20 protein-coding genes are annotated in these 21,477 nt (G+C 64.1%); 12 read left to right on the top strand and 8 right to left on the bottom strand.

What is annotated here, in order from left to right:
* From M3I56_RS27710 to M3I56_RS27685, 6 genes are all read left to right on the top strand, one after another.
* Positions 1–525 (top strand): hypothetical protein, encoded by a 525-nt coding sequence (locus tag M3I56_RS27710; RefSeq protein WP_254356676.1) that lies wholly within the window; start codon positions 1–3, stop codon positions 523–525.
* Between the two features lie 171 nt (positions 526–696).
* On the top strand, positions 697–1,074 hold the full coding sequence (locus M3I56_RS27705) for a hypothetical protein (protein ID WP_254356675.1): 378 nt from the start codon (positions 697–699) through the stop codon (positions 1,072–1,074).
* 70 nt (positions 1,075–1,144) lie between these two features.
* Entirely contained in the window at positions 1,145–1,426 is a 282-nt protein-coding gene (locus tag M3I56_RS27700; protein ID WP_254356674.1) for a hypothetical protein, read from the top strand.
* A gap of 146 nt (positions 1,427–1,572) precedes the next feature.
* The gene (locus M3I56_RS27695) at positions 1,573–2,721 is read left to right on the top strand and encodes a phage major capsid protein (RefSeq protein WP_254356673.1); all 1,149 of its coding nucleotides are present in this window, start codon (positions 1,573–1,575) and stop codon (positions 2,719–2,721) included.
* Positions 2,722–2,984: 263 nt separating this feature from the next.
* The gene (locus tag M3I56_RS27690) at positions 2,985–3,461 is read left to right on the top strand and encodes a phage terminase small subunit P27 family (protein WP_254356672.1); all 477 of its coding nucleotides are present in this window, start codon (positions 2,985–2,987) and stop codon (positions 3,459–3,461) included.
* A gap of 198 nt (positions 3,462–3,659) precedes the next feature.
* Positions 3,660–4,043 carry a hypothetical protein gene (locus M3I56_RS27685; RefSeq protein WP_254356671.1) on the top strand — a complete coding sequence of 128 codons (384 nt, stop codon included), beginning with the start codon at positions 3,660–3,662 and terminating at the stop codon, positions 4,041–4,043.
* Positions 4,044–4,052: 9 nt separating this feature from the next.
* On the opposite strand, the gene M3I56_RS27680 is transcribed toward M3I56_RS27685, so the two are convergent.
* Complete coding sequence (locus M3I56_RS27680) at positions 4,053–4,595, bottom strand: SDR family NAD(P)-dependent oxidoreductase (RefSeq protein WP_254356670.1); 543 nt, start codon at positions 4,593–4,595, stop codon at positions 4,053–4,055.
* Positions 4,596–4,876: 281 nt separating this feature from the next.
* Here M3I56_RS27680 and M3I56_RS27675 point away from each other — a divergent pair, with 281 nt between their 5' ends.
* The gene (locus tag M3I56_RS27675; protein ID WP_254356669.1) at positions 4,877–5,734 is read left to right on the top strand and encodes an NADPH-dependent oxidoreductase; all 858 of its coding nucleotides are present in this window, start codon (positions 4,877–4,879) and stop codon (positions 5,732–5,734) included.
* 65 nt (positions 5,735–5,799) lie between these two features.
* A complete protein-coding gene (locus M3I56_RS27670; RefSeq protein WP_254356668.1) occupies positions 5,800–6,711 on the top strand; it encodes a ketopantoate reductase family protein in 912 nt (303 codons plus the stop codon).
* Positions 6,712–6,733: 22 nt separating this feature from the next.
* Here the strand turns inward: M3I56_RS27670 and M3I56_RS27665 are convergent, their stop codons facing one another.
* The 5 genes from M3I56_RS27665 to M3I56_RS27645 form a co-directional block, all read right to left on the bottom strand.
* Positions 6,734–7,183 carry a PaaI family thioesterase gene (locus M3I56_RS27665; RefSeq protein WP_254356667.1) on the bottom strand — a complete coding sequence of 150 codons (450 nt, stop codon included), beginning with the start codon at positions 7,181–7,183 and terminating at the stop codon, positions 6,734–6,736.
* Positions 7,184–7,334: 151 nt separating this feature from the next.
* Positions 7,335–8,594: a benzoyl-CoA 2,3-epoxidase subunit BoxA gene (gene boxA / locus M3I56_RS27660; protein ID WP_254356666.1), complete on the bottom strand. Its 1,260-nt coding sequence runs from the start codon at positions 8,592–8,594 to the stop codon at positions 7,335–7,337.
* A 52-nt stretch (positions 8,595–8,646) separates the two neighbouring features.
* Complete coding sequence (gene boxB, locus M3I56_RS27655) at positions 8,647–10,086, bottom strand: benzoyl-CoA 2,3-epoxidase subunit BoxB (RefSeq protein WP_254356665.1); 1,440 nt, start codon at positions 10,084–10,086, stop codon at positions 8,647–8,649.
* A gap of 39 nt (positions 10,087–10,125) precedes the next feature.
* Entirely contained in the window at positions 10,126–11,802 is a 1,677-nt protein-coding gene (gene boxC, locus M3I56_RS27650) for a 2,3-epoxybenzoyl-CoA dihydrolase (protein ID WP_254356664.1), read from the bottom strand.
* 126 nt (positions 11,803–11,928) lie between these two features.
* Positions 11,929–12,885: a helix-turn-helix transcriptional regulator gene (locus M3I56_RS27645; protein ID WP_254356663.1), complete on the bottom strand. Its 957-nt coding sequence runs from the start codon at positions 12,883–12,885 to the stop codon at positions 11,929–11,931.
* 129 nt (positions 12,886–13,014) lie between these two features.
* On the opposite strand from M3I56_RS27645, the gene M3I56_RS27640 reads away from it, so the two are divergent.
* The 4 genes from M3I56_RS27640 (at position 13,015) to M3I56_RS27625 (ending at position 18,136) form a co-directional block, all read left to right on the top strand.
* A complete protein-coding gene (locus M3I56_RS27640; protein ID WP_254356662.1) occupies positions 13,015–14,622 on the top strand; it encodes a benzoate-CoA ligase family protein in 1,608 nt (535 codons plus the stop codon).
* A 14-nt stretch (positions 14,623–14,636) separates the two neighbouring features.
* Entirely contained in the window at positions 14,637–15,458 is an 822-nt protein-coding gene (locus M3I56_RS27635) for an alpha/beta fold hydrolase (RefSeq protein ID WP_254356661.1), read from the top strand.
* A 294-nt stretch (positions 15,459–15,752) separates the two neighbouring features.
* A complete protein-coding gene (locus M3I56_RS27630) occupies positions 15,753–17,114 on the top strand; it encodes a sensor histidine kinase KdpD (RefSeq protein WP_254356660.1) in 1,362 nt (453 codons plus the stop codon).
* A complete protein-coding gene (locus M3I56_RS27625) occupies positions 17,111–18,136 on the top strand; it encodes a response regulator (RefSeq protein ID WP_254356659.1) in 1,026 nt (341 codons plus the stop codon). The genes M3I56_RS27630 and M3I56_RS27625 overlap by 4 nt, the downstream gene beginning before the upstream one ends.
* Before the next feature lie 60 nt (positions 18,137–18,196).
* Here M3I56_RS27625 and cqsA read toward each other — a convergent pair whose 3' ends face one another.
* Both cqsA and M3I56_RS27615 read right to left on the bottom strand, forming a co-directional pair.
* The gene (gene cqsA, locus M3I56_RS27620) at positions 18,197–19,498 is read right to left on the bottom strand and encodes an alpha-hydroxyketone-type quorum-sensing autoinducer synthase (RefSeq protein WP_254356658.1); all 1,302 of its coding nucleotides are present in this window, start codon (positions 19,496–19,498) and stop codon (positions 18,197–18,199) included.
* A 602-nt stretch (positions 19,499–20,100) separates the two neighbouring features.
* Complete coding sequence (locus M3I56_RS27615; RefSeq protein ID WP_254356657.1) at positions 20,101–21,270, bottom strand: GGDEF domain-containing protein; 1,170 nt, start codon at positions 21,268–21,270, stop codon at positions 20,101–20,103.
* Between the last annotated feature and the right edge of the window lie 207 nt (positions 21,271–21,477).

The raw sequence follows: 21,477 nt of genomic DNA, 5'->3' as shown, positions 1-21,477 counted from the left end.
GTGGAGATCGAAGTGACACTCGATGAAGCCGTGGGCGTGCGCGTGCTCACCGTGCGCAAGCAGCGCGACCTTGGCACGACTGGCCGCAAGTTTGCCGCGAAGTTTGTCCCCTTCGAGATCGGCTTCGATCAGTGGGGAAAGCCGCAAACCGCGAGCGTGATCGAAAGCGCCGATGCGCCGCTACCTGGCCCGCGCACGCCGAAAGTGACCGGCCCGAAGCTCTCACGCCACGCGAAAAACGCGCTGTCGATCTTCGATGAACTGTTTGCCGCCAAGGCTGAAGTGCTTGCAGAGACCAGCATTGCCCCGCGTGGCGTGAAGGGGGTGAAGCTCGATGACTGGCGCGCACGCTACTACGCGCGATTTGCGACCGAAACCACCGACGATCCGAAAGAGGCTAGGAACCGGCGCGAAGCCAAGCGCAAGGAGTTTGATCGAGCGCGCGATGATTTGTACGCCGAAAACATCCTGCGCGCGAACGGTGTGCACGCCTGGCGCATGGGTCGGACGAAGCCGGATGCCTGACCGTGTTACGGGGGGGACGGACAGCGGACAGACGGACACTTTCTAAAGAAAGTGTGTCCGTCCTGTCCGTTTTGTCCGCCACCCTTCCCCAATTGGACACGGCGGACAAGTGCGGACATTTGTCCGGTTTGTCCGTTTTGTCCGGTGCTTTCAACAGTGAAAGGAAATGCCATGAGCCACCTGGAAAAATTCAGCGACGCGCAACGCATCGCGCTCGATCTGCTCTCGGACACTTTCCGCAAGCATTGGGGCACGCTGATTGAGAACATCCATGTGCCGGACCCTGCGCGTTTCGCGCTCGATCTTCACACCGCCGCGTGCGTGGTGATCGACTCCGAAGAGGCGCGCCTTGAACTGGCACGCCGGACGTATTGCTCGCTCATGAGTGCAGGCGTGCCGAAGTCAGGCAGTGCCGACGAAAGCACCATGAGGAAGGCGTATCACGATCGCAATGCGCAACTGCGATGGGCCCAGGAAGTCATTCATTGGCTTGGTGATTTCATGGGCCATCTGCAGGACGAAGCAACGCAGTCCGGCACCGCGCATTGACGTTGCGACGTTGGTGGCGCGATCATTCACGCAACCGCGCGACGTGCGCAAACTTGTCGGAGCCGACGCAATGGACGAGGCAATGCGGTTTTACTCAAACGTGCTGCGCGTGAATCGTGAGGCGGTGCAATTCGTGTGTGAAGCGCTCGATGATGCAACCAGTGATATCGTTGCGCGCGCAATTGAATGTGGCCAGCGGATTATCCTGGTCACTGACCAGAGTGGCCTGCTGGTTGCGCTATGTGACTGGCGCACAGGACAAAGCGCGGCGCTCGGCTCGGTGAATGCGCGCGACGGGAGGGAACGAATCTACCAGTTAAGGCATGCAGGTGATTTACCGAAGAACGGCTAAAAACCACGCCGTGCGCTCTGCCCGCGTGATGCTGGCAACGTGTGATGGTCCCGCGCTCAAGGCTTGCGCGGGCGCTGACTGCGCGATGCAGTGCTTCTAGCGAACGACCGAAACGAGCCTGCATATGCACACTCCAGGAGTCCGTTATGGACACAATGGCTCAAGTCAAGGCCGCGCTCGATGAGACGTTCGGCAAAATTCACGGCGATATCGAAGGCTTTCGCGCCGAGCTTATCGACGTTCAGCAACGCATGGCGGGCATGAGCGAAGGCGGTTGGCCTCGCGGCGGCGGCGCGCGTAAGGGCATGCTGGGCGAACTCATCACGAAAAGCACTCTGATCGAGTCGTTTCGCGCGAACGGGCAAAGCGCCCAGGTCACCCTTGAGACGGGCAATCTCACCAAGGCAATCGCGCCGATGGTGAGCACGCTCGCAGACCCTGACGGCACGCCCGTGCCGCCACAGCTTCGCATCGCGGCGGCCCTGCAACTGCCGACCCTGTGGCGCGCGTTGCAAGGCACGCCAGTCACGGGCACGAATGCGATCGAAGTCGTTCAGTATGATTTGACAACGGGCGCAGCGGCGCAGGTTGAGGGGCAACCAAAAGTTGAGGCAGGCAACACACCGACCGTGCGCACCTGTCCGATTCCAACCGTTGCAATCGTAAAAAAATGCTCGGAGCAACTGCTTGCTGACGTGGAGCAGTTGAATCAATTCCTCAATTCAGAATTGTCCAACGCCGTTGATGTGGCAATCGACGTTGAGGTATTGCACGGCGATGGAAGCACGGGGCATGCGCTCGGACTCGACCAGACCGCAACCCTGTTTGCGCCGAGCGCCGATGCCACGAACATGCTTGACGTACTCCTGCAGGCGATCGGGCAATTGATGGCTTCAGGCGGCGCGCGGATTGTCGTTGGCCTCGCACCAACAGACGCGGTGAGCCTCGCCACGCTGAAAGGCGATGACGGGCACTACCTGATCGATCCGTTGTCTCCGCAACGGTCATTGTGGGGTGCCACTCTCGCCGCATCGCCTGCCGTGCTCCCTGGTACGTTCTACGCTGTCGCAAGTCCGCTCGGTGCATGGTGCGCAACGCGCTCCGATATTCAGGTGCGTCTCGGTTGGGCCGACGACGACTTTGTTCGTAATCTGCTCTCGTTCCGTGCCGAAGCGCGCGTTGGGCCAGTGACCGAACATGGCTCACTCGTACTCAAGGGGAGCTACACCACTGGCGGAACCGCCGCGTCGAAGGCGGCAACTCCTCCCGCGAAAGCCGCCGCGACAAAAGCATAAGACTGCGAAGTAAGACTGCGCGCGCCTGCCGTCTCCCTGCAATGCTGTTGGCGGCAGGCGTGATCCACGGGCGACGGCTCCCGGCAGACAGCCGTCATGATGTAACTCCAAGCTCTGGCCGCGCTCTTCTCGCAACGGAGCGCGGCGCTTTTTTTTGACGAAGGCGCATGGCAGGGGCGGATCAAAACCTTGAACCGTTTTTTTCGAAACACCTTCAGCCCACATTTTTTTGCTGCGCGCCGAAATTTTCGAAGGGGATTGCCATGGGAAGGCCACGCAAACCCGTCGCGCTCCATGTCGTGAGCGACACCTTTCGCAAAACCCGGCACGGCACATCGCCACGCGAGCCGCGCGAAGTGCCTGGACCGCCCGCATGGCTTGATGCCACGGCACGCGCCGAGTGGCGGCGCATCGCGCGCATTCTGGCGGGCATCGGTGTACTCACGCCGCTCGATCGCGGCGCACTGGCCGCGCTGTGTGTGTCGTATAGCCGGTTGATTGCCGCCGAGCGCGCGCTGGCGCATGCCGCCGCGCACGACAAGGTGAATGGCGGCATGGTCGCGCATGCGGTCAACGGCGTCGCGTATGCATCGCCACTGATCGGCATTGCCAACCGGGCCACGGCGCTTTACCTCAAGCTCTCGCGCGAGTTTGGTTTGACGCCCGCATCACGCGCGAGCATCGGCATGCCTGATCCGCCGCTACCCAAAAAAGGCGATCGCGCCGAAGGCTATTTCTGAGCAACGCCTGTCGCTCGCTCATGCCCGCATTGCTCGCGACGGCTTTGCGCGTCAACCTACTGTCGTCGCCGTCAGTAGGTTTCACATCGGTACGCGTGCCGAAGGCGAACGGTGCGAATCAAAACATTCAGGGGGACGCCCCCCCCTAAAGTTACTCGCGAGCTTCGTTACGGTCGGCGGATCGCTACTCTCCACCTGTTGCTCAAACTCAGCTTCTGGCACGGCGGCAACGCGCAGCGCGGTATCCTTCTGGCGCTTCGACATACCTGCATCGGTCGCGGCGCGTTCACGCGTAAAAGTATCGTCAACGATATTTTTTCCAGACGCCTTTGGCACTTGCTCCAGCAACTCGCCGCATCGACGGATAGCCCGCGCCTGAATGCGCATTGCCATCTTTGGTGGTCGCGCGAAACGATTGAAGCCGCCATCGCGGACAGAAGCGAACCCATCACCGCGCAACGGGCGACAGTGCAGGTAGCCGGATGCGCCAGAATCGGCGGCATGGGGAAAAATTCGACGCTGGCGGCTCTCGCGGCCCCTGGTTGGCACAAAGACACCCTGAAGCCGCACGGCGGCTCATAGGGTCGCTATTCAGGCGAGAGCCGCAAAGCCTTGCTGGGCCTGGGTTTGCGTCGGTATATAATGGCGTTCTGCATGCTTCGAGGCCGCATAGTAGCCAGAACCCGGAAAGCCCGCGAGCCCCGCCACCGACGTGATGTTGATGACGTGACCCTTGCGGCGCGCACGCATGCCCGGCAGCACCGCGCGCGTGAGCGCGAACAGGCCGAACGCGTTGGCATCGAACTGCGCGCGGATCTCGCGCTCCTCGCCCTCCTCGATCGAACTCTGATAGCCGTAGCCCGCGTTGTTGACGAGCACGTCGATCGCGCCGAACTGCTTTTGCCCGGCCGCGACGGCGGCGTCGATTTGCGCAGCGTCGGTCACGTCGAGCGAGACGGGCAGCAGGCGATCGCCGGCCTCGGGCGCGAGATCGTCGAGCGACGCCTTGTTGCGCGCGGTCGCGACACAGCGCCAGCCGCGCGCGAGCACCGCGCGGGCCAACTCGCGGCCAAAGCCGGTCGAACAACCGGTCACGAACCAGACCGGCAACGCATTCGGGGAATCAACGGACATGGGAAGGCCTCCCGGAAGAAGGGGCAGACGAGGCTGCCGAAGACAGGGGCAAGCGGAAGATGGCGCCGCCGCACGAAGCAGGTCACGAAGAGGTCGCCGAGCCCGTTCGTACGCATGCGCAGCCTTCGATGATACCGGTCACGCGCGAACTCTGCTGGCACGCCCTTGAACCCGCGCCGCTGAACGCCTGCGCCGATTGCTCGAGCCATGTACCATACGGCGCCTGGTGCCCCGAATTTCAGCGCCACGAATCAACTGTCATTTGCCGGAGAAAAAACCCGATGTCCACCGTCACCACGCCCGCAAGCCCCGCTGCCGATCTCGCCGATGCCGTGCGCGCCCTCGAAGCGCGCTATGGCACGCCGTGGTCCGCGCCGCTGCCGGCCTGGAACGATACGCTCGACACGCTGCTCGCGCACCGCTCGGTGCGCAACTACGCGGACCGTCCGCTGCCCAATGGCACGCTCGAAACGCTGATCGCCGCGGCGCAGTCGGCCTCGACCTCGTCGAACCTGCAAACGTGGAGCGTGGTTGCCATCGAAAACCCCGAGCGCCGGGCGCGCCTCGCCGAGCTTGCCGGCGGCCAGTCGCACGTTCGCGCAGCGCCGCTCTTTCTCGTGTGGCTCGCGGACCTCTCGCGCCTCGAAGCGGCCGGCGCACGTAGCGGGGCGAGCGTCGAAGGTCTGCATTACATGGAGACGCTGGTCGTCGGCATGATCGACGCGGCGCTCGCCGCGCAAAACGCCGTGATCGCACTCGAATCGCTCGGCATGAGCGCCGTGTATATCGGCGGCATCCGCAATCAGCCTGAGCAGGTGGCCGCAGAACTCGGTCTGCCGCCGCGCGTGCTCCCCGTGTTCGGCCTGTGCGTGGGTTATCCCGACGAAACACGCCCTGCGGATGTGAAGCCGCGCTTGCCGCAGGCGGTCGTGCTCCATCGCGAGCAATACGACGCGCCTTCGCAGGCGGCCGCGATTGCCCAGTACGACGAAGTCGTGGGCGGCTTCCAGACTGCCCAGGGATTGAGCGCGGCGGGCTGGACCGTGCGTTCGCTCGCGCGCTGGCGCAGCCGCGAGTCGCTGCACGGCCGCGACCGCCTGCGCGACGCGCTCAGCGCGCTCGGCTTCGAGCTGCGCTGAACGCACCGGCACGCCGCGGGACATTTCAGGCAACGAAGCACGCACGCCACACAGGAGAGACGCAAATGAAAGTCGCCGTCATGGGCGCAGGCGCAGTAGGCTGCTTTTACGGCGGCATGCTCGCGCGCGCGGGACACGATGTGGTCTTGATCGGCCGGCCCCAGCATGTCGAGGCCATTGCGCGCGACGGGCTGCGCCTCGAAGCGCAGCAGTTCGACGAGCGCATCGGCGCGCCGCATCTCACCGCCAGCACCGAAGCCGCCGCCGTGGCGGGCGCGGACCTCGTGCTGTTCTGCGTGAAGTCGACCGACACCGAAAGCGCGGGCGCCGCGATCAAACCGCATCTGGGCGCCGACACGCTCGTGCTCACGCTGCAGAACGGCGCGGATAACGCGGAGCGTCTGCGCACCGTGATCCCGCAAGACGTGGCGGCCGCCGTGGTCTATGTCGCCACGGAGATGGCGGGGGCCGGCCACGTCCGCCATCACGGCCGCGGCGAGCTGGTGATCGAGCCTTCGCGCGCGAGCGACGCGGTTGCGCGCACGCTCATCGAAGCGGGCGTGCCCACGGAAATCTCACCCAATGTGCGCGGCGCCCTCTGGGCGAAGCTGATCGTGAACTGCGCGTACAACGCGCTCTCGGCGATCACGCAATTACCTTATGGGCGTCTCGTGAAGGGTGCGGGCGTGAGCGACACGATGCGCGACATCGTCGGCGAATGCATGGCCGTCGCACAGGCCGACGGCGTGACGCTGCCGCCGGACATGGACAGCGCGGTGACACGCATCGCGCAGACCATGCCGGGCCAATACTCGTCCACGGCGCAGGATCTCGCGCGCGGCAAGCTTAGCGAGATCGATCACCTCAACGGCTATGTCGTGCAGCGCGGCGCGGCGCTTGGCGTGCCCACGCCTGCGAACCGGATGCTGCAAACGCTCGTGCGGCTCATCGAGGACAAGGCGCGCGCGGCGATCTAGCGCGCGCGCCGGTCGTGCTCCCTCAGCGGTCGAACACGAGCAAGGTAGAGGTGGCGGATGCGTAGAGCTTGCCCTGCGCATCCGTGATGCTGGCCTCCGCGAAGGCCGCGCGGCGGCCGATGCTGAGCACGCGCCCTTCTGCGCGCACGACGCCGGTGTCGGCCGTCATGGGCCGGTGGTACGCGACCTTCAGCTCCAGCGTGGTATAGCCCTGATTTGCGCTGAGCCGCGAGTGTGCGGCGCACCCGCACGCGGAATCGAGCAACGTGGCCGCATAACCGCCGTGCACCGTGCCGATGGGGTTGTACACATGCAGGCCGGGCGTGCCCTCGAACACGACGCGGCCCTCCTCGACTTCGACCAGCCTGAAGCCGAGTGTTTCGCCAATGGCCGGGCCACGGCTGCCGTGCAGCATGCGCTGCAATTGTTCGACGCCGGTCAGGCCGGCGGGCATTTCAGCAACGAGGTTCATCGAGGCGATCTCCGTCTACGGCGCGCGTCTGTTCGCGACTGTGCGCACCTGTGCGATCCGCCATCGTAGCGCCTTTCGAACGATCGTGCTTAAATTATCGCGAGCTACTCACGCGTTTCGATTCAGGCCTCGATTCATTGGAGCGGACGTTTCAATACGTCTCGAGATGCAGCCGCCCTTCCCGTTTGAGGTGCTCCCACAACGCCTCCCAGCCCATGCCGTGCTTTTCTGCAATCTCCTGAAGCGCCTGCAGCACGCCGTCTTCCATGCCCTTCAACCCGCAGACATAGACATGCGTGTTACCGTCCTTGAGCAGTTGCGCGACGTCCACAGCGCGCTCGCGCATGGCGTCCTGCACGTAGCGGCGGGGCTGGCCCGGCGTGCGAGAGAAGGCGAGGTTCGTGTCGATGAAATCCTTCGGCAGATTCATCAGGGGTCCGAAGTAGGGCAACTCCTGCTGAGTGCGCGCGCCGAAAAAGAGCATGAGCTTGCCGGTCGCGCCCTTGAGCCTGCGGCGGCGGCGATATTCGGTCATCGCGCGCATGGGCGCAGAGCCGGTGCCCGTGCAGATCATCAGCAGATGCGAGTTCGGATGGTTCGGCATGAGGAAGGTATTGCCGAACGGCCCGATCACGGTCACCACGTCGCCCTTCTTTCGATCGCAAAGATAGTTCGAGCACACGCCATCGGTTGCGTTGCCGCTGTGATCGCGCGTCACGCGCTTCACCGTGAGCGAAACGTTGTTGTAGCCGGGGCGCTCGCCGTCGCGTGGACTCGCTATCGAATACTGGCGCGCGTGATGGGCCCGGCCTTCCGCCGTCGCCCCCGGCGGCAGAATGCCGATAGACTGGCCTTCCAGCACCGGGAACGGCATGGCGCCGAAGTCGAGCACGATGTGATGGATGTCGCTTTCGGTGGCGTCGTCGGTGAGGCGATAGTTGCCGACCACGGTCGCCGTAGTGGGCGCCTTGTGCGTGTAGAGCTGGACGTAGGGGCGCGCCGCCGACCACGGCGGCACGGTCGAGCCGCGCACCATGTCGGAGCCGCCGACGGGTGCATCGGCGGCATTCGGCGCCGCTTGCTCAACGCTCGCCCCATCGCCCGCTTCCGGCGCAACGACCGGCGTTCCCACCGATGGATTCTGCGCAGGCAGTTCATCCCACGTGTACTGCTCGTCAATGGTGTACGTCTCGGCCTTGAGCACGTTGCGCCAGTTGTCGATCGCCCCGGTCGGGCACGGCGGCACACACGCCATGCAGGCGTTGCAGACATCGGCCTTCACCACATAGTTAGTGCCGTCGTGCGTGATCGCGTCGACTGGACACGTTTCCTCGCATGTATTGCAGCGTATGCAGATTTCAGGATCGATCAGGTGTTGCCTGAGAATATCCACGGGTAGCGGACCGTTCATGATTGTCTCCCACCGCGGCGCGCGAACGCGATGCTACGCGCCGCCGCTCCCCTCAGTTAAAGCGCACGTATTCGAAATCGATTGGCTGCCGATTGATGCCCATGGCCGGTGGCGCGATCCAGTTGGCGAACTTGCCCGGCTCGATCACACGGCCCATGAGCGAGGCCACGTAGGCGCGGTCTTCCGCGGTGGGCAGCCATTTTGCTTCGTTCGCGGCCCACTCGGTCTCGCCGGTCACGCGGCCGTCCGGCGACACGCGCACGCCCGCGAACGTGCCGATCTGGCGGTTGAAGGCCTTGTGCGGCACGGTGAGGCGAACGTCGATGCCAGCCTTTTCGAGCACCTTGTTCCAGCGGTTCACGCCCGCAATCGAGTCCTTGATGTAGTCGTCGCGCAGCACTTCGTTCATGGCATTGAGCATCGGCACTTCGCGCTCCACGAGCTTGCCGTCCTGCACGTCGAGCAAGCGGTATCGCTGGCCTTCGAGCTGGTGGTCGTCGTCGCGTTTGGTTTCTTCGTAGCGGCCCTTCAGGCCCGAGCTGTAGAAGGTCGCGGCATTCGACGAGTGGTCGGCGCCGAACAGGTCGATCGTCACCGAGTAGTGGAAATTCAGGTAACGCTGGATCGTTTCGAGGTCGATCACGCCCGCGGCGCGCAAGCGGTTCACGTCGTCGGTCTTCAGCTCGTTCATGACCTGCGCGGTGCGTTGCACGACGCGCGAGATGCCCGACTCGCCGACGAACATATGATGCGCCTCTTCGGTCAACATGAATTTCGTCGTGCGCGCGAGCGGGTCGAAGCCGGATTCGGATAGCGCCGAAAGCTGGAACTTGCCGTCGCGGTCGGTGAAGTACGTGAACATGAAGAACGCCAGCCAGTCGGGCGTTTTCTCGTTGAACGCGCCGAGAATGCGCGGGTTGTCGTCGTCGCCCGAGCGGCGCTCCAGCAATGCTTCGGCTTCCTCACGACCGTCGCGGCCGAAGTAGCGATGCAGCAGATACACCATCGCCCACAGGTGCCGGCCTTCCTCCACATTCACCTGGAACAGGTTGCGCAGGTCGTACATGGAGGGCGCGGTGAGGCCGAGATGGCGCTGCTGCTCGACGGAGGCGGGCTCCGTGTCGCCCTGCGTGACGATGATGCGGCGCAGGTTCGCGCGGTGCTCGCCCGGCACGTCCTGCCACGCCGCCTCGCCCCTTTGCGCGCCGAAATGGATCTTGCGATCCGCTTCGCCCGGCGTGAGGAAGATGCCCCAGCGATAGTCAGGCATCTTCACGTGGTCGAAGTGCGCCCAGCCGCCCGCGTCGACGCTCACCGCCGTGCGCAGATACACATCGTAGCCGTGCGAGCCGTCGGGGCCCATGTCGCCCCACCACGAGAGGAAGTTCGGCTGCCACTGTTCGAGGGCGCGCTGCAGTGCGCGGTCGTCGGCGAGATTGACGTTGTTCGGGATCTTTTCGCCGTAGTTAATCGTAGAGTTGATCGTGGACATTGCGGTTCCTTGTGGCAAACGCGGCGGCAGAGACGGTTATCAAACGCGGGCGACGTCGAACTGCGCCTTGCTGCCCTTGCCGTACACCTTGAGCGCGCCTTTCTCGCCCACGGCGTTGGGCCGGTTGAAGATCCAGTTCTGCCACGCGGAGAGCCGCCCGAAGATGCGCGTTTCCATGGTCTCCGGCCCGTTGAAGCGCAGATTCGCTTCCAGGCCCGTGAGCGCGTCGGGCGACATGACCGCGCGCTCTTCCAGCGCGAGGCGGATTTCGTCGGCCCAGTCGATGTCGTCGGGCGAGGCCGTCACGAGGCCGAGGCGCTCCGCCTCGACCGCCTTGACTGCTTCGCCAATCTTCGCGCGCGCGGCATCGAGTGGTTCGGTTTCCTCATAGAAGCGCCGCGCGAGGCGCGATTGATGCGTGACCATCGGGTAGAGGCCGAAATTCGCTTCCGAGAGCGTGATAGCCGGTTCTTCGTCTTCGTTCGCGGGCAGCGCGGCCATGTACGTGCGGTCCGCGGCGAACGCGAGTTCGGCGAAGGTGCCGGCGTAGCATGAGCCCGGCTCGATCAGCGCGAACAGCGAACGCGAAGAGACATCGATGCGCGCCAGCGTGCGGCGCAGCATGCCGATGGTCTCGCGCACGAACCAGTGGTCGCGGTGCGCGAGCAGCGCGGCGTCGGCGGCGAGCACGGTACGCGCGTCGCCTGCGGTCTTGAGAATCCACGTGCCGATGTCGAGCTCGTTGGTGCGCATGGAGAGAATCGCGTCGTCCAGCTCGCGCGCGAACTGCAGCGGCCACCACGACGCACCGGCGGCGACGATTGATTCGATATCCGAAACAGGTGCCACGGCGGGCGCTTTCGCCGTGAACGTCGCGGTGCGCTTCGCGCGGTCGATCGAGACATCGACAGTGGCATAGCTCAGGCCGCCGTCGTGCTCCACGCGTTCGATGCGCGGGAGCGCAATGCCCTTGGCGTCTGCGGGACGATCGCTCGCGGCGGCCAGCTCGAGCGCGCGCGCCTGCACGGCCTGACCGAACTGATTCGGCTTCACGACTTCGTCCACGAGACGCCAGGCCTTCGCGCGTTCGCCGCGAATGCCCTCCACCACGGTGCAGAAGATATCGGCGCGGTCGTGGCGCACCTTGCGCTTGTCGGTTAGGCGCGTGAGGCCGCCCGTGCCAGGCAGCACGCCGAGCAGCGGCACTTCCGGCAGCGCGACCGATGACGACCGGTCGTCCACGAGCATGATCTCGTCACAGGCGAGTGCGAGTTCGTAGCCGCCGCCGGCACACGCGCCGTTCACGGCCGCGATGAATTTCAGGCCCGAATGGCGCGACGAATCTTCCATGCCGTTGCGCGTTTCGTTGGTGAACTTGCAGAAGTTGACCTTCCAGGCGTGCGTGGAAAGGCCGAGCATGAAGATGTTGGCGCCCGAGCAGAACACGCGGTCCTTCAGGCTGGTCAGCACGACGGTGCGCACTTCCGGATGCTCGAAACGGATGCGCTGGAGGGCATCGTGCAGTTCGATATCGACGCCGAGGTCGTACGAGTTCAGCTTCAGCTTATAGCCGTCGCGAATGCCGCCGTCCTCGGCGATATCCATGCCGAGCGTCGCTACGGCGCCGTCGAACGAAAGCTTCCAGTGCCGGTATTGCGAGGGATCGGTGCGGTAATCGACCCGCTGCGGGGCGACGGCGGTTTCGGCTGCGGCCATGAGCGTCTCCTGTCTACACTTCGTTTCAATGAACGATAGTGCAATGGATTGCTTGTGTAAAGCACATTAATGCATTTTAATGCATGAAATGGGTAAACCCGCGATGCCGCAGCTCACACCCGCCGCTCACTCGATGCGGGGCGCCTCCGCGGCCAGCCGGGCGGCGAGCCGGTCACGCAGTTGCAGGTAGGCGTCGGCGAGCGTCTTTTCGCTGGTGTCGAAGGTCATGTCGGCGCGGCCATACAGTTCGCTGCGGCCAGCCAGGATGCGCTTGAGGTCGTCCATCGCCTCGCTGTTACCGGAATTGCCCGACATGGGCCGAAGGTCGCCCTGCGCCACGACGCGGCGCATGTGCTCTTCGGGCGCGGCCTGCAGCCAGACGGTGAAGCAATGCGCGAGCAGCACATTGAACGTGGCGGGCTCGGAAACGAGGCCGCCCGGCGAGGCGATCACGGCGCGCGGGTGTTCCGCGATCACGGCCTCCAGCGCCCGGTGCTCGTAGCGGCGATAAGCGCTTGCGCCATAGAGTGAATGGATTTCAGAAGGCGGACAGCCCGCCAGCTGCTCGATCACTCGCGTCAGCTCGATGAACGGCACCTTCAGCTCCTGCGCGAGCATGCGCCCGAGCGTGGACTTGCCCGCGCCGCGCAGGCCGATGAGCGCAATGCGCTCGTTGCGGTGCGGGTCGGCGCTCGTGTGCGAAAACATCTCGGCGAGCGCCACGCGCGCACGCTGCAAGGCCGCCGGATCGCGCCCCTGCAGCAACTCGCGGATCAGGAGCCATTCCGCCGACGAGGTCGTGACGTCGCCGAGCACCTCGGCGAGCGGGCAGTTCAGCGTGCTCGCGATCTGCCGCAGCACCAGCACGGAGGCGTTCCCCACGCCGGACTCCAGATTCGCCAGATGCCGCTCCGAGAGCCCGGTTTCCGCCGCCAGCGTCTTGCGCGTCATGCCGCGTCGCGCGCGCAGCATGCGTACGCGCTCGCCCATGGCGGTCAGGAACGGATCGCGTTCGGTGCGCTCGCCGCGCGAGGCGTCGTCGGCGGCTTCCGCTGGAAGCTCGGCAATGTAAGTTTGCTTCATCTTAGGGAATCCCTGAACCCGTGTTTATGTACTATAGTGCTTGACACGCACTGTGCTAACGGCTAATTTTCCGCGAAAAGGTTGATCGACGACAAATCCGATCGAGACAGACTGAGCGGAGACAACACCGTGCCAATCCCAGCAGCGTCGCCGGAACATGCCGCGGCCGCGGCCGTGCCGCCGCCCGCGCTATTCAACTTCGCCACGCACCTGTTCTCGCTCAACGCCGCGCGCGCCGCGAAGACCGCTTATATCGACGACACGCTCACGCTGAGCTACGGCGAACTCGAAATGCAGGCCCGCCGCTTCGCCACCGCCATGCGCGCGCTGGGCGTCCATACGGAAGAGCGCGTTCTGCTCGTGATGCTCGACACCGTCGAGCTGCCCATTGCATTTCTCGGCGCGCTCTATGCCGGAATCGTGCCGGTAGTCGTCAATACGCTGCTCACGCCGGCCGACTATGTGTATATGCTCACGCACAGCCGCGCGCGCGTGGTGATCGCGTCGGGCGCGGTGCTGCCCGCCGTGAGCGCAGCGCTGGCCGAAGCGCGATGTGAGGACTGCCAGTTAATCGTTTCGCAGCCTGCTTCACAGTCGGTCCCTCATGAACCGCAAAGCGTCCTCTCCGATCTGATCGCGCACGCCGAGCCTGCCCCGCGCCCCGCGCAAACGGGCTGTGACGACATCGCGTTCTGGCTCTACTCGTCGGGATCGACGGGCAAACCCAAAGGCACGGTGCATACGCACGCCAATCTCTACTGGACCGTCGAGACTTACGCGAAGCCCATTCTCGGCATACGCGAAAGCGACATCGTGTTTTCGGCGGCCAAGCTGTTCTTCGCCTACGGCCTCGGCAACGGCCTTTCGTTTCCGCTCTCGGTAGGCGCGACCACGATCCTGATGGCCGAACGCCCCACCGCCAGTGCCGTATTCGCACGGCTCGTGCAGCATCGGCCGACGGTGTTCTACGGCGTGCCCACGCTGTACGCGAGCATGATGGCCTCATCCAACATCCCGCCACGCGCCGACATCGCGCTGCGCGTGTGCACGTCCGCGGGCGAAGCACTGCCGCGCGAACTGGGCGAGCGCTTCAGGGAGCACTTCGGCAGCGACATTCTCGACGGCCTCGGCTCCACGGAAATGCTGCACATCTTCCTCTCGAACCGGCCAGACGCGGTCGAATACGGCACCACCGGACGCCCCGTGCCCGGCTACGAAATCGAACTGCGCGACGAAACCGGTGCGCTCGTGCCCGATGGCGAAATTGGCGACCTCTTCGTCCGCGGGCCGAGCGCGGCCGTAATGTACTGGTGCAATCGCGAGAAGTCGCGCGCGACCTTCCTCGGCGAGTGGGTGAGGAGCGGCGACAAGTACCGGCGCCTGCCGGGGGGCGCCTATGTCTATGCGGGCCGCAGCGACGACATGCTCAAGGTGAGCGGCCAGTATGTTTCGCCCATCGAAGTGGAAATGGTGCTCATGCAGCACGACGCGGTGCTCGAAGCGGCCGTGATCGGCGTCGATCAGGGCGGGCTCGTGAAGACTTGCGCGTTCGTCGTCCTCAAGCAGTCGGCAGTGGAAACCCCGCACGACGCGTTGACCGAGCAATTGAAGGTGTTCGTGAAAACGCGGCTCGCGCCGCACAAGTATCCGCGCGACATTCTGTTCGTCGACGACCTGCCGAAAACGGCGACCGGTAAGATCCAGCGTTTCCGGCTGCGTCAGCAGTTTCAGTCGTGACAGTGATAAGCGCCATGAACGAACGCGAATTTGCCGATCTCCCCGCCACGTCTACGCGCGATGCACTGCGCATCGAATATCGCTGGATCGGCACGGCTGCCAGCGATGCGCCGCTCGCCGTGTTCCTGCACGAGGGTCTCGGCTCGGTCGCGATATGGAGAGACTGGCCCGCCGCGCTTTGCGAACGCCTCGGCATGCGCGGGCTCGTTTATTCGCGCCCGGGTTACGGCCGTTCCACACCGCGCGCGCAAGGTGTGAAATGGCCGGTCGATTTCATGTCGGCGCAGGCGCGCGATGTCCTGCCCGCTCTGCTCGACACGCTTGGCGTGAGCGCGGCCGAACGCGCGCGCATGTGGTTGATCGGTCATAGCGACGGCGCCTCCATCGCCCTGCTCTACGCCGCCGCTTTCCCCGCAGCCCTCGCAGGCGCGGTGGCGATTGCGCCGCACGTGTTCGTCGAAGACATTTCGGTCGACAGCATCGGCGAGGCGAAGGTTGCGTACGAAACGACCCGCCTGCGCGAAAAGCTCGCGCGCTATCACGACGATGTCGATTCCGCGTTCTACGGCTGGAACGATATCTGGCTCGATCCCGCCTTCCGGTCCTGGAACATCGTCGGCGAACTGGCGTCGATTCGCGCGCCGTTGCTCGCCGTGCAGGCGCTCGACGACCATTACGGCACCATGGCGCAAGTCGAGGCGATTGGCGCGGCCGTGCCGGGAGCGCGCGTCCACGCGCTCGCGCACGGCGGCCATTCTCCGCATCGCGATGCGCCACAGCCGCTGAACGACGCCGTCGAGCAATTCGTTTGCACACATCGGAAGCCCGCAAACTGAAGGCCGCACAGGCAGACCTCAGCGCCCCCGCAAGCCCCTTCTGCGCCCATCGAATGCCTCCAGACAGGGGCGGATCGATGCACCGCGCATAACATTCCCCCGCCGACGCAACACCGAGGCCATCGAAGGCCAAACTAAGGGCCAAACCCGCCTCATCGCTGCAATCCTTTGGTGATATTGTCTTTCTTTGCGGAGTGGAGACGGGGTCCGACCACGCGAACCCAACGGCGCAACGGGGCACCAAAAAAGCGAGACGCAAGAAGACCGGCCGGATCACGCGCGCCGGCCAGAACGATGAGCGATTCCATCCTGATGAACGTTTCAAGAACCTCGGTGCGACTGAGGCGAGCCTGGGCGTCGATGCGTCCGCGCTTCGTGCGCGCCTTCGCGCCCGCGCTGCGCAACCTGCAATACGTGAAGCGCCGCATGCGGCCGCTCGCCGTGGTGGCGAGCGTGGGCTTCCCGCTTTACTACTACGTCTGGAAAGACCTCTTTCCTCAGCCGTATGAAAATCTCACGCTGCGCCTGATCGGCTCGTTGCTGTTCGTGCCGATCCTGGCGTTCGAGCGCTGGCCCGCCGCACTGAAAAAGCTGCTGCCGTGGTACTGGTACTTCTGCACGCTCTACGCACTGCCGTTCTTTTTTACGTTCATGCTGCTCAAGAACAACGGCAACGAAGTGTGGGTGGAAAGCGCGCTGATCGCGGCGTTCGTGATGGTGCTGCTGCTCGACTGGCTCATGCTCGTGCTGCAGTTCCTCGTGGGCATCAGCCTCGCGGTGATCGCGTACTGCCTCACCACCTATCCCATCGTGCTCGGGCCGAACTACCTCACGCATCTGGCGATCTTTTCGTTTGCGGTGGCGATCGGCGCGGTGGCCAATTACGATCAGGACCGTATTCAGATCGAACAGGAGCGCGCCATGCTGGCCACGGCGGGCAGCGTGGCGCACGAACTGCGCACGCCGCTCGTGGCGATACGCGTGGGCGCCGCGGGCCTCATGCGCTATTTGCCCGCGTTGCTCGACACCTATCAACTCGCCCAGCGCAGCCGCCTGCCCGTGCCCAAAATACGCGTGGCGCATCTGCATTCCCTGCAAGGCGTGGTGGGCCGCATTGAACAGGAAGCACTGCATTCGAATGCGATCATCGACATGCTGCTCGCCACCGCGCGCTTCACGGGCGGCAACATGCAAAACGCAACGATGTGTTCGATCGTACATTGCGTGGAAACCGCGCTCGCGCGTTTTCCGTTTCGCGAAGGCGACCGGCGTCGGGTAATCTGCAACCTGCGCCCCGATTTCGAATTCCACGGATCTGAAATGCTTACCGTTCACGTGCTCTTCAATCTGCTCAAAAATGCCTTCCGGCACATGGGCAGCATCGAAGGTGCGCAGATTTCGATTCGTCTTGAATCAGGGCAACGGGCCAATCGGTTGATTTTCAGCGATACGGGCACCGGTATTTCCCCTGAGGTATTGCCGCACATCTTCACGCGCTTTTATACTTCGACAACCGCCACCGATGACGTGACGCTCGGAGCAGGAATCGGGCTGGCATTCTGCCGCGATGTCATGCAAGCGATGGGTGGAGCAATCACCTGCTCTTCCGTAAAAGGCGAATACACCGAGTTCGTTTTGACATTCCCTGCGCCATGACGAAAGCCATTCAGCCGTTCTCCTATCCGACCACCGTCGCCTTCGTCGACGACAGCGCCGCGTTCCTTTCGAACCTGAGCCTGCAACTCGACCCCGACCTGGCCTTCCGCCTGTTCAGTTCGCCCTCTGAGGCGCTGAAATTTCTCAATGGCCGTACGCCGCACGACCGCGCGGCGGAGCCTATCTTCAGCCCCTATCTGGACCGTACTGAAGAAAACGATGCGCACCAGGTCATCGCCATGCGCGTCGATGCGATACGTAGTCTGGTACATAACGCTTCGCGCTTCGAGTCGGTTTCGGTCGTGGTGGTCGATTACGACATGCCCGAACTCAACGGCATGGAGTTTTGCCGCCGCATTACCGACCCGTCGATCAGAAAAATCGTGCTGACCGGCAAAGCCGACGAGCACGTGGCCGTGAAGAGCTTCAACGAAGGGCTGATCGACCGCTTCATCCGCAAGCACGAAGTCGATGCGGTGGAAACGCTGAACCAGGCGATCGACGATATGCAGCGCGCGTATTTCGACCGCTGCTGCAGCACGGTGCTCGACGCACTCGCCGTTTCCGAATACGCATTCCTCAAGGATCATGCGCTCGCCGCGCACGTGAAGGGCATTGCCGATTCATTGGGCATCGTCGAGCACTATCTCTCGTACCAACCGCACGGACTCCTGATGTTCGACGGAGTCGGCACCGCGTATCTGCTCGTCATTCACACCGACGAATCGCTGCGCGGCGTGCGCGAGATCGCCGTCGAACAAGGTGCGCCCACAAGCTTCCTCGCGGAGCTCGATAGCCGTCGCAGCCTGCCCTATTTCTGGCGCACGGAAGGCTATTACCCGTCACAGTGCGTGGAATGGCAGACGTATATGCACCCCGCATCGGAATTTCACGGCGACCGCCGCTATCTCTACGCAGTCGTGAAGAAGCCGGCGGGGCTCGCGCTCGACAACGTGCTGCCCTACGACCGACATCTCGACCAGCTGGACCGCGAGATCCAGGCGGCGTGGGACTCGCCCTGATAATCGGGTGCGCCCCACGCTATCTCTGCCTCGCCCCACGCCACCTCAACCGCGCGCGGTTCAGGCTGCCACGGCCACCATCGGCATGTTCACCACGGCCTGCGGCAGACGTACGCGCGCACGGCCCGCGTTGCGTTCGTTGCGGCGCGTGGACGGCCAGTTCCACATCTGCACCTCGTCGCGAATCTCCGCGCACACTTCGACGAGGCGCTCCAGTTCCTCCTCGCACAGCGCCGCATTGAGCGAGAGCCGCACGAGCGAGCGGTTCTGCGCCGTGGCGGGCGCACAGAACACCGAACCGAAAATGCCGCGCGCTTCGAGCGCGTCGCGCAGTACGATCGTCTGCGGCTCCGGCCCGGCTTCGAGCGCGATGATCTGCGTTTCGCTGCCGTTCAGGTTGTAGCCAAGTTCGGCCAGCCGTGAGCGCACGTACCGCGCGTTGGCCGCGACGCGCGCGCGCCGCCAGTCTTCGCGCTCGATCACGTCGAGCGTCGCCGCGAGACCCGCCGTTTCATGCGGCAGCAGCGTCGAGCTGAAAATGGCGGGCAGCGCCTCGCACTTGAAGTACTCCTGGAAACGGCGCGAACAGCTGATGATGCCCGCGCGCCCGGCAAACGCCTTCGCAAGACTCGCGGTGCGGAAATGCACGCGGTCGATGAGCCCGAGCTCGGCCACCATGCCCGCACCGTGCGGGCCGTGCGTGCCGAGCGAGTGCGATTCGTCGACGACCAGCACGCAGTCGTGCTCAGCGCACACCTCGGCGATCGCCGCGAGCGGCGCCACGCTGCCGTTGGTGCTGTACACCGAATCGACGATCACGATCCCGGCCCCGTAGCGCTGGATGCGCTGCTCGAGGTGATCGACATCGTTGTGGAAGAAACTGATCGCACGCGCGCCGGCGCTGCGGATGCCTTCCCACAGCGACATATGCGCCATCATGTCGACGTACACCGGCGTCTGCGCATTGGCGATCGACTGGATCAGCCCCGTATTCGCGGCAAAACCCGACTGGCACAACACACTCGCTTCGGCCCCCATGTATGACGCGAAGCGGTCTTCGAGCGCGAGTTGCGGGCAGTCGTCGCCGTGCAGGAATACACCCGACATCAGGAGCCCGTTACCCTCCGAGCGGATACTCATGCACATTGCATCGAGAATCTCGGGATGGCGCGCAATCGAAAGGTAGTCGTTACTCGAAAGGTGCAAGGCATCCGCATCGGCAACACGGCCCTTCATGATGTGCCCCCCGGCCCAGCTTTCCTGCACGCGCTCGGTGTAGTAGCGATCGACACGTGCGGCGAGGAATGCGGGCAATGCCGCGTCGTTGTTATATGCGTTACGCCAGTTGCTGCCAACTTTCATCTCAGGCTCCTTGTGGTTAAAGGCCGGCCCCGGAGGCGACTTGTCTGGTCAGGAAGGATTCCGAAAGGCAGGCCCGTAATGTGCCCGCAGCGAAACGACACGCGCGATGAAGCCTGACGTGCGCATTCCGGCAGCGGACTTTTGAATGTGGGTGATGCAATGACTGGCGAGCGCGTGAGTCGCGGCGCGCGGCGGGGAGCGGTCACGGCCGGCGGCGCCAGAGCGCGCTTGAGAGCGGAGCGAATTCGAAAACCAATGCGGGCGCGGGGCGCCGGGAGCAGGCGCCTTCATATCCGCACGAATCCCGCTTCGCGTGATCGCCACTGGTTACAAGGGAAGAAACGCCCGCCCGAAAATTTTTGAGGCGCGCCACGCAGGCCACCTGGACCATGCACGTCATGCAGCGAAAGCGCCTTCACGCTGCACGCAACGTCAGTCGCGCCATTGATAATTATCGTTTAAAAACAGCGCTGTTAAGGCCTTCGCAGTGCGCAACTATGCGTAGCGCATGGAGTTTCGATAAGGTTTGCCCATCGCGCCGCGCATGAGCGCGAGCGTTGATTCACCACGCATAGATTGCGCGAAGGAGACCGACAGGATCGTCAGATGGCCACAACGCGGTCGCGCCCGCGTGACTTGGCGACATAGAGTGCGGCGTCGGCGCGCGCCATCAACGTGGCGAGCGAGTCTTGCGCCTGGAGTTCATCCAAGCCGGCGCTGAACGTCAGGCCGTCGTGGGCCTCCTGGCCCGATTCGCGGGCGTGAGCGTCGGCGCTGCGGCGCACGGAGAGCGTCAGCACGCGCAGTTCATCGAGACGCGTCACGACATCGTCGCGGCTCATGCCCACAAAGAGCAACGCGAACTCCTCGCCGCCGAGGCGGCCAAACACGTCCTCCGCGCGCACGCCGCCCTTCACGACGCGGCAGAACTGCGCGAGCACGCGGTCGCCTGTGGCGTGCCCGTAGCGGTCGTTGATCGACTTGAAGTGATCGATATCGACAATCGCGAACGCGACCCGCTGCCCCTTCTCGCGCGCAGCCTCGAGCGACGCGTTCGCCTGGGCGAGAAAGGCGCGACGCGTGAGCGCGCCGGTCAGCTCGTCCTGGTTCGCGAGGCGTTCGAGCCGTTCGGCCATGCGATCGTGCGCGAGCAGAACCATGCCGATCGAAAGCGAAGGCAAAACGAGAATGCCGAGTGCGAGCCATGCGACGTTGAGCGGCGTGAAGTCGAGTAACCCGTACTGCTTCACGAAGCCGCTGCCGTACATCACCCCGCGCAGCGCGTGCGCGAACGCGCCCAGCCAGGCGGCCAGGGTCACGAACCGGTAGCTGTACACGGGGCGCTCAGGCGGGCGGCAACGCAGTGAGAGCCAGCCGAGCGACGCGTAGATGGCCGCATGAAATGCGGAGACGACGGCCACGCGCGCGCCGAGACTGGGCGTCACCCAATACCACCACACAATACCCGTTGCTAGCGCAACGGTTCCCGCGTAGGCGAGCGGCACACGCGGCTTGAGCCCGAAGAACTGGCGGCAGCCCTCGAGCAGGCGCACCACGGCGAGCGCCAGCAAGGTATTCGAAACGAACACGGTGAGGAAGGGCAAGCCAAGCCGTTGCAGGCCCGCAAGCAGGAGCGCCACGCTCGCCATCAAATAGGCGCCGATCCACCGCCCTGCGCCGGGAATACCCGCAGGCCGCAGCGAGCCGAGAATGGCCAGGCTCATGATGCTCGAAAGCACCGTGACGAGAAGGATATTGACCGGATCTAGCATGTACGGCGTGGTCTGAAGATATGCCTGAGTTTACGGCATCAATATGAAAAACATTCGCCCTGGCCCCGTGTAGAGGTTTTATTCAAGACCGGATGGCTGGCCGGCCGAAGCGCGGCTGTGACCCCGCGTAGTCAGACAAAACCCTGAATCCTCCCGACTCTATCTGGACTACGAATCGTAACTTTCTCGCGGCAAGCAGGAAAAACC

Source organism: Paraburkholderia sp. CNPSo 3281 (assembly GCF_024206515.1).
Classification (GTDB): Bacteria; Pseudomonadota; Gammaproteobacteria; order Burkholderiales; family Burkholderiaceae; genus Paraburkholderia; species Paraburkholderia nodosa.
Note: the sequence above shows the minus strand (reverse complement) of the source record. Positions and strands in the feature narration are given on the sequence as shown.